The sequence below is a fragment of the Qipengyuania sp. genome, from assembly GCF_043423005.1.
Classification (GTDB): Bacteria; Pseudomonadota; Alphaproteobacteria; order Sphingomonadales; family Sphingomonadaceae; genus Qipengyuania.
In genome coordinates, this window is the sequence record NZ_JBHWMI010000057.1 from 1 (window position 1) to 7301 (window position 7301).

Below are 7301 nucleotides of genomic sequence, written 5' to 3' on the forward strand. Positions count from 1 at the left end.
GCGTGCGCTTGCGCGATCGCGCCCTGCGCGAGGAGCAACAGTGCGGGGAGGGCGAGCCACTTCATGCCCCGGCCCTCCGCTCGGCGAGCGCGGCGATTCCGTCGCCGCGCCGCTCGACCAGGCACGGTCCGATCGGCTGGCTCGCCGCCTGCATCAGGCGATTTCGCTCCGCCCTGGGCGCTTTGCTGGCGGCGATCGCCTGCATCCGCGGGATCAGGGGGGTGACACAAGCCTCGAGCGCGCTGCAACCGATGGCATCGATCTCGCGGTCGCCGGTGGATTTGGTGGTTTGGCACCTCGCCGCGCCCTTGTCGGTTCGCCACTTACCTCGCCAGGTCTTCAAGCGCTCGCCGATGACGACGATTTGGTCGGCCGCCAGGGCCACGGGTTCGGCGGCGGGCGCGGCAGCCAGCGCGAGAGCGGCCAGCACACTCATGCCGTCACCGCCCCGGAAAGGCTCTCGTAGCCTTCGGCTTCGAGCTGGCGCGCGAGCTCGGGGCCGCCGCTCCGCACGATGCGCCCTCTGCTCAGGATGTGCACCCGGTCGGGCCGGACGTAGTCGAGCAGGCGCTGGTAGTGGGTGATAAGGAGCACTCCCTTGTCCGGCCGCCGCATGATCGCGTTGATGCCCTCGCCGACCACCCGCAGCGCGTCGATGTCGAGCCCGCTGTCGGTCTCGTCGAGCACGGCGAACGCCGGATCGAGGATGCCCATCTGGACCATCTCGGCGCGCTTCTTCTCGCCGCCCGAAAAGCCGACATTGACGTGACGCTTGAGCAGTTCGGGATCGAGCTTCAGCAGCGCCGCCTTCTCGCGCGCAAGCTTGAGGAACTCGCCGCCGGTGAGCGGGTCCTCGCCGCGCGCCTTGCGCTGCGAATTGAGCGCCTCGCGCAGGAACTGGAGGCTGGAGACGCCGGGGATCTCAACCGGATACTGGAACCCGAGGAACAGCCCGGCAGCGGCGCGCTCGTGCGGGTCGAGCGCAAGCAGGTCTTCCCCGTTGAACGTGGCCGAGCCGCCAGTGACCTCGTAGCCCGGGCGTCCGCCAAGGACATAGGAAAGGGTCGATTTGCCCGCGCCGTTGGGCCCCATGATCGCATGGATCTCGCCCGTCGCGACGGTGAGCGAGAGGCCCTTCAGGATCGGCTTGTCGGCAATGGTGGCGTGAAGGTCGGTGATCTGGAGCATCAATCGTTCCTGCGCGGGCCGCCGCTGCGGTTGGGCCGCGAATAGTGCTGGTTGGGGTTGGCCGCCGCATGGGCGCGGGCGCGGGCCTTGCGCTCGGCAAGGCAGGCGCGCATCGTTATGGTAAGGCGCTGGAGAACGGCGTCGATGTCGGCCAGGATGTCTGCCGCCGCCACCCGCTCGATCTTGAGGCCGACCGCCTCGAGGCTCTTGTCGCGCCGCCGGGCGAGCGCCTCGTCTGCGCCCTCCTCGTCGATCATGATCGCAAGGCCGAGATTGTGCGACACGAAGTCCACGATCGCGCTCCCGACGACGGCGTGGCGGGTGAACTTGTAGCGCCCGAGATCGGCCCCGGCAAACTTCGCCGCCAGCGCCTTGTGTGCCGGACTCGAATGCCGCCGCTTCTCGCGCGCCTGCTCGTGCAGCACGTCGAGCCGCTTCTCGGAAATCTCCCATCCGCGCCCCTTCTTCTTGAGCGCAGGGGTGGCGTCGGCGGTCTCTGAGGGAGTGCGGAGCTGGAGGGTCTTGCGATCAGTCATCGACTGTCCTTCGCATTAACAGTCGGATCAGGGTCCATACGCCCCACAGCGTGATCACGGGGCCAGCGTAATAGAAGAGCGCGAACGGAAGCCATTCTCCGACACCGTTATCGATATCTGGGAAGAACCGGATTTCACCTGCCCACCCAGCAGCAAATCCCCAGACCAGAAGCCATAGGAGCGCGCCAGAAATTACGAGTAATGAACCGTGAATTCTCGTCACCCCACGCTCCCCTCGAGCGAAATCGCCAGCAGCTTCTGCGCTTCGACCGCGAATTCCATCGGCAGCTCCTTGAGCACGTCCTTGGCGAAGCCGTTGACGATCAGGGCCACCGCTTCCTCCTGCCCCAGCCCGCGCTGCATGGCGTAGAACAGCTGGTCGTCCGAAATCTTGCTGGTGGTCGCCTCGTGCTCGATCTGGGCGCCGGGGTTCCTGACCTCGATGTAGGGCACGGTGTGCGCACCGCATTTGTCGCCCAGCAGCAGGCTGTCGCACTGGGTGAAATTACGCACCCCGTCGGCATTGGCGGCGACGCGCACTAGCCCGCGGTAGGTGTTGTTCGACTTGCCCGCGCTGATGCCCTTGGAGATGATCGTCGAGCGGCTGCCCTTGCCGTTGTGAATCATCTTGGTGCCGGTATCGGCCTGCTGGTAATTGTTGGTCACGGCGACCGAGTAGAACTCGCCCACGCTGTCCTCGCCGTTGAGCACGCAGCTGGGGTATTTCCACGTTACCGCGCTGCCAGTTTCGACCTGCGTCCAGCTGATCTTGCTGCGCGCACCCTGGCACAGGCCCCGCTTGGTGACGAAATTGTAGATCCCGCCCACGCCTTGCGCGTTGCCGGGATACCAGTTCTGCACGGTCGAATACTTGATCTCGGCATCGTCCAGCGCGACCAGCTCGACCACCGCGGCGTGGAGCTGGTTCTCGTCGCGCATCGGCGCGGTGCAACCTTCCAGATAGCTGACATAGCTGCCCTTTTCGGCGATGATCAGCGTGCGCTCGAACTGGCCGGTGTTCTCGGCATTGATGCGGAAATAGGTGGATAGCTCCATCGGGCAGCGCACGCCTTCGGGGATGTAGACGAAGGTGCCGTCCGAAAAGACCGCGCTGTTGAGGGTGGCGAAGAAATTGTCGTTCTGCGGCACCACCTTGCCCAGCCATTTCTTCACCAGCACGGGATATTCGCGCACCGCCTCGCTGATCGAGAGAAAGATGACCCCGGCGCGCTTCAGCTCCTCGCGGAAGGTGGTGGCGACGCTGACGCTGTCGAACACGGCATCCACCGCGACCTTGCGCGCGCCCTTGACGCCTGCCAGCACCTCCTGTTCCGCCACCGGGATGCCGAGCCGGTCGTAGACGGACTTGATCTCGGGATCGAGCTCGTCGAGGCTGGCAAGCTCGGCCTTCTTCTTCGGCGCGGCATAGTAATAGGCGTCCTGATAGTCGATCGCCGGATAGCCCAGCTTCGCCCAGTCGGGTTCGTCCATCTGCTGCCACAGGCGAAAGGCCTTGAGGCGCCAGTCGAGCATCCATTCGGGCTCGCCCTTCTTGGCGCTGATGAAGCGCACGGTACTTTCATCAAGGCCCTTGGGCGCGAATTCGGTATCAATATCGGCGTGGAAGCCGAACTCGTACTCGGCTGCCTTTGCCGCCGCTTCGCGCGCCTCGCGATCCTGGACCGGCACATCGTCCTCGTGGACCTTGAGCTGGAGTGGGGCGGTCATGCGTATTCCTTTTCCCGGGCGAGCGCGGTGAGCGAGACCCCCGCCAGTGCGCCGCGAACGGCCTCGTTGACGCCGCGCCAGTGGGGGCGGACACGGCATCCGCTATCGACCGGGCAGCGGTCTTCCTCGTGACAGACGGTCAGCGCGATCGGGCCTTCCATCGCCTCGATGATGTCGGCAAGGCTGATCGCGGCCGCGGGACGACCGAGCTGAAATCCGCCCTGCGCTCCGCGAACCGAGCGCAGCAGGCCGGCCGCGGTCAGGCGGCTGACCAGCTTCTGCACCGTGGGCACCGGCAGCCCGGTCGCCCCGGCAAGCGCGGACGCGGAGATCCGCCCCCCGCCGCAATGGCGGGCAGCTTCGCACATGACCACCACGGCGTAGTCGGCAAGTTTGGAAAGGCGCATCGTCATATCGGACCAAATCGTTCCGAATTGCCATGTAGAGCCGGCGGCACGCCGTTCAAGCATTTGCCGCCTGTTGCGAGTCGTTAGCAAAGGGCCTCTGCTCGACAGCGCGAAAGCCCTCCTGCATAGCCGGCGGCGATGCTCTATCCGCTGCTTCGCCCCGCTTTGTTCGCTCTCGATCCGGAACGCGCGCACCGGCTGACGATCGCGGCGCTCAAACGCCAGCCGCGGCGGGCCGCGCCTCGCCATTCCGCGGTGCTCGAGGTCGAGATCGCGGGATTGCGCTTTCCCAATCCGCTCGGCATCGCGGCCGGCTTCGACAAGGATGCCGAGGTGCCCGACGCGCTGCTCGGCCTCGGTTTCGGCTTCGTCGAGGTCGGCTCGATCACCCCGCTTCCCCAAGCCGGCAACCCCCGGCCGCGGCTGTTCCGCCTGGCCGCGGAGCGATCGGTCATCAACCGGATGGGGTTCAACAACGGCGGTGCGCGGGCGGCGGCGCAGCGGTTGGTGCTGCGGCGGGGGCGCGGCGGGATCGTCGGCGTCAACATCGGCGCCAACAAGGACAGCGGCGACCGGGTGGCGGATTATGCCATCATGGCGGCAATGGCAGCGCCGATCGCCAGCTACATCGCGGTCAACATTTCCAGTCCCAACACCCCGGGCCTGCGCGCGCTGCAGGATGAAAGCCAGCTGGCCGACCTGCTCGATGCCGTGCTGGCCGCGCGGGGCGGGGCGGCGACCCCGGTGTTCCTCAAGGTCGCGCCCGATCTTCAGCCGGCCGACATCGACGCGATCGCGCGGATCGCCAGCGACAAGGCGCTGGGCGCGCTGATCGTGGCCAATACGACGGTCGAGCGTCCGGCCGGCATCCAGCGGCACGGCGAAGAGGCGGGGGGCCTGTCGGGCGCGCTGCTCAAGTCGCTGGCGCTTCAGCGGCTGCGCGATTTCCGGGTGGCGACCGGCGGGGCGATCCCGCTGATCGGGGTTGGCGGGATCGCCAGGGCCGAGGACGCTTGGGAGCGTATCCGGGCGGGCGCCAGCCTGGTGCAGCTGTACAGCGCAATGGTCTACGAAGGGCCGGGGCTCCCGCGCCGGATCGTGCGCGGGATCGAGCGCCTGATGCGGCGCGACGGGTTTTCCTCGATTGCAGAGGCGGTCGGAAGCGAATAGCCCGCAAGGAATGTCGCACCGGTTCCTTGCCCCCATCGCCGCCGCGCTTGCCCTTGCCGGCTGCGCGACCCGTCCCGCTCCTGCCACGCCCCCGGCGGCTATGGCCGGCGCGGTCAGCGCCGCCGATCCGCGGGCGCAGGCGGCGGGCGAGGAGATGTTGAGACAGGGCGGCAGCGCTACCGACGCCGCGATCGCCACGATGCTGGCGCTGACCGTGGTCGAACCGCAAAGCTCCGGCATCGGGGGCGGGGGGTTTCTGGTACGGGGAACGGCCGAGGGCGCGGTGACGACGATCGACGGCCGCGAAACCGCACCCGGCGGGGCCACGCCCGACTGGTTCCTCGCCCCCGACGGTTCGTTGCCCGATTATCGCGCCTCCGTCGCCAGCGGGCTCAGCGTCGGGGTGCCGGGCAACATCGCGCTCGCCGCCAAAGCCCACGAGGCGCACGGCAAGCTGCCTTGGGAGAGGTTGTTCGGCCCGGCGATCCAGCTGGCCCGCGGCGGCTTCGCGATCAATCCGCGTCTGCATCAGAGCCTGGTGCAGATGGGCAACCTGCGCGATCGTTCGGATCATACACGGGCGCTGTACTTCACCGCAGACGGTAGCGTTCGCCCGGTCGGGTCGGTGGTCCGCAACGAGGCGCTTGCCCGTACGTTCGAGAGAATTGCGGCGCAGGGGCCGGAGGCGTTCTACAGCGGCTCGCTGGCACAGGACATCGCCGCCACCGTGGCTGCCGACACCCCCCGGCCCGGGGCGATGACCGCGGCCGACATCGCGCGCTTCGAGGCCAAGGATCGCGCGGCGGTTTGCCTCGATTATCGCCGACACAAGGTCTGTTCGATGGGTCCGCCCACCTCGGGCGGCATCGCCGTCCTGCAGATCCTCGGCTCGCTCGAACGGTTCGACCTTGCGGCGCTGGGGCCGCAGAACCCGGTGACCTGGCATCTGTTCCTCGAAGCGCAGCGGCTCGCCTATGCCGATCGCGAACTGTATCTTGCCGACAGCGACTTCGTCAGCGTGCCGGTCGACGGACTGGTCGACCCTCGATACATCGCCGGACGCAGCGCCCTCATCGCACCCGCTTCACGTATCGACAAAGTGGTCGCCGGGCGGCCGCGCGGCGCCCCGCAAGCCCGCGCCGACGGGGACGAGCCGGCAGAACGCGGCACCTCGCATATCTCTGCCGTGGACGGAGCGGGGACGCTGGTCAGCTACACCAGCACGATCGAGAGCGCCTTCGGTTCGGGGCTTACCGTGCAGGGCTTCTTCCTCAATAACGAGCTGACCGATTTCAGCCGCTCGCCGGAGGTAGGGGGGCGGCCCGTTGCCAACCGGGTCGAGGGGGGCAAGCGGCCCCGCAGCTCGATGGCACCGACCATCGTCTACGATCCGGACGGACGCCCGCTGCTGGCGATCGGCGCAGCCGGAGGCAGCACGATACCGGTGCAGACCGCGCGCAGCATCATCGGTGTGATCGACTTCGGGCTGTCGGCACGCGATGCCCTCGGCATGCCGTTCCTGATGGCCATGGGGGACCAGATCCTGCTCGAGAAGGGCACCTGGCTGGAGGGTTCGGCGGAAGCTTTTCGAGCGCTCGGTCATCTCGGCGTCACCATTGCCGAGGCACCGGTCAAGGGCGGTGCAGTGCTGCGCACGGGGCAAGGCTGGTCCAGCGCCCGCGATCCGCGGCTCGAGGGACAGCTCGACCTGCCTTGATGCGAGGGTGCCTTTGCCCCGGCTTGCCCCGGCCGCACAGTGCGCCTAACCGCTGCTCCAAATCCGCGTGAGCCGGACAACGCCTGCGAGAGGAGCCTGCCTGTGCTGTCGGATATCGATTCCGCCAACAATCTCGTCGAACTGTTTCTGAAGCGCGCCGACGACCGGCGCAATCGTGTATTTCTCGGGGCGAAGGTCGGCAGCAGCTGGCAGACGATCACCTGGGGCGAGGCGGCCGACCGGGTCTGCCTGCTGGCGCAATCCCTGCGGCGCATCGGCCTCAACGATGGGGACCGGGTCTGCCTGGTCAGCGAGAACCGCCCCGAATGGTGTATTGCCGACCTCGGCATCATGGCCGCCGGCTGCATCACGGTGCCAGCTTACACCACCAATACCGAGCGCGATCACGCCCATATCCTCGACAATTCGGGTGCGCGGGCAGTGATCGTATCGACCGAGAAGCTGTCGGTCCCGTTGATCCCCGCAGTCATCCGGACCGGGACGGCGGAGCATATCATTCCGATCGATTCCCTGCGCCAGTTCCAGAGCGGGGGG

8 protein-coding genes are annotated in these 7301 nt (G+C 67.4%); 3 read left to right on the forward strand and 5 right to left on the reverse strand.

Features of this window, described 5'->3' with window-relative positions:
• Nucleotides 1-61: 61 nt before the first annotated feature.
• The 5 genes from ACHFFA_RS08880 to ACHFFA_RS08900 form a co-directional block, all read right to left on the reverse strand.
• Nucleotides 62-436: a hypothetical protein gene (locus ACHFFA_RS08880; protein ID WP_394270493.1), complete on the reverse strand. Its 375-nt coding sequence runs from the start codon at nt 434-436 to the stop codon at nt 62-64.
• Complete coding sequence (gene sufC / locus ACHFFA_RS08885) at nt 433-1188, reverse strand: Fe-S cluster assembly ATPase SufC (RefSeq protein WP_394270494.1); 756 nt, start codon at nt 1186-1188, stop codon at nt 433-435. Before sufC ends, ACHFFA_RS08880 begins: the two co-directional genes overlap by 4 nt.
• Nucleotides 1188-1724 carry an endonuclease domain-containing protein gene (locus tag ACHFFA_RS08890; protein WP_394270495.1) on the reverse strand — a complete coding sequence of 179 codons (537 nt, stop codon included), beginning with the start codon at nt 1722-1724 and terminating at the stop codon, nt 1188-1190. The genes sufC and ACHFFA_RS08890 overlap by 1 nt, the downstream gene beginning before the upstream one ends.
• Before the next feature lie 219 nt (nt 1725-1943).
• A complete protein-coding gene (gene sufB, locus ACHFFA_RS08895; protein ID WP_394270496.1) occupies nt 1944-3452 on the reverse strand; it encodes a Fe-S cluster assembly protein SufB in 1509 nt (502 codons plus the stop codon).
• A complete protein-coding gene (locus ACHFFA_RS08900) occupies nt 3449-3859 on the reverse strand; it encodes an SUF system Fe-S cluster assembly regulator (protein WP_394270500.1) in 411 nt (136 codons plus the stop codon). The genes sufB and ACHFFA_RS08900 overlap by 4 nt, the downstream gene beginning before the upstream one ends.
• Nucleotides 3860-3997: 138 nt before the next feature.
• Here ACHFFA_RS08900 and ACHFFA_RS08905 point away from each other — a divergent pair, with 138 nt between their 5' ends.
• The 3 genes from ACHFFA_RS08905 to ACHFFA_RS08915 form a co-directional block, all read left to right on the forward strand.
• Nucleotides 3998-5029 (forward strand): quinone-dependent dihydroorotate dehydrogenase, encoded by a 1032-nt coding sequence (locus ACHFFA_RS08905; protein ID WP_394270497.1) that lies wholly within the window; start codon nt 3998-4000, stop codon nt 5027-5029.
• Nucleotides 5030-5039: 10 nt separating this feature from the next.
• Entirely contained in the window at nt 5040-6746 is a 1707-nt protein-coding gene (locus ACHFFA_RS08910; RefSeq protein ID WP_394270498.1) for a gamma-glutamyltransferase family protein, read from the forward strand.
• A gap of 102 nt (nt 6747-6848) precedes the next feature.
• Nucleotides 6849-7301, forward strand: a 453-nt coding sequence (locus ACHFFA_RS08915; protein WP_394270499.1) for an AMP-binding protein, incomplete at its 3' end; no start/stop codon positions are given.

Bases quoted from the DNA above. Each gene is read 5' to 3' on its own strand.
- ACHFFA_RS08880 (WP_394270493.1), bottom strand. From the start codon at position 436: ATGAGTGTGCTGGCCGCTCTCGCGCTGGCTGCCGCGCCCGCCGCCGAA.
- ACHFFA_RS08900 (WP_394270500.1), bottom strand. From the start codon at position 3,859: ATGCGCCTTTCCAAACTTGCCGACTACGCCGTGGTGGTCATGTGCGAA.
- sufC (WP_394270494.1), bottom strand. From the start codon at position 1,188: ATGCTCCAGATCACCGACCTTCACGCCACCATTGCCGACAAGCCGATC.
- ACHFFA_RS08890 (WP_394270495.1), bottom strand. From the start codon at position 1,724: ATGACTGATCGCAAGACCCTCCAGCTCCGCACTCCCTCAGAGACCGCC.
- ACHFFA_RS08910 (WP_394270498.1), top strand. From the start codon at position 5,040: ATGTCGCACCGGTTCCTTGCCCCCATCGCCGCCGCGCTTGCCCTTGCC.
- ACHFFA_RS08905 (WP_394270497.1), top strand. From the start codon at position 3,998: ATGCTCTATCCGCTGCTTCGCCCCGCTTTGTTCGCTCTCGATCCGGAA.
- sufB (WP_394270496.1), bottom strand. From the start codon at position 3,452: ATGACCGCCCCACTCCAGCTCAAGGTCCACGAGGACGATGTGCCGGTC.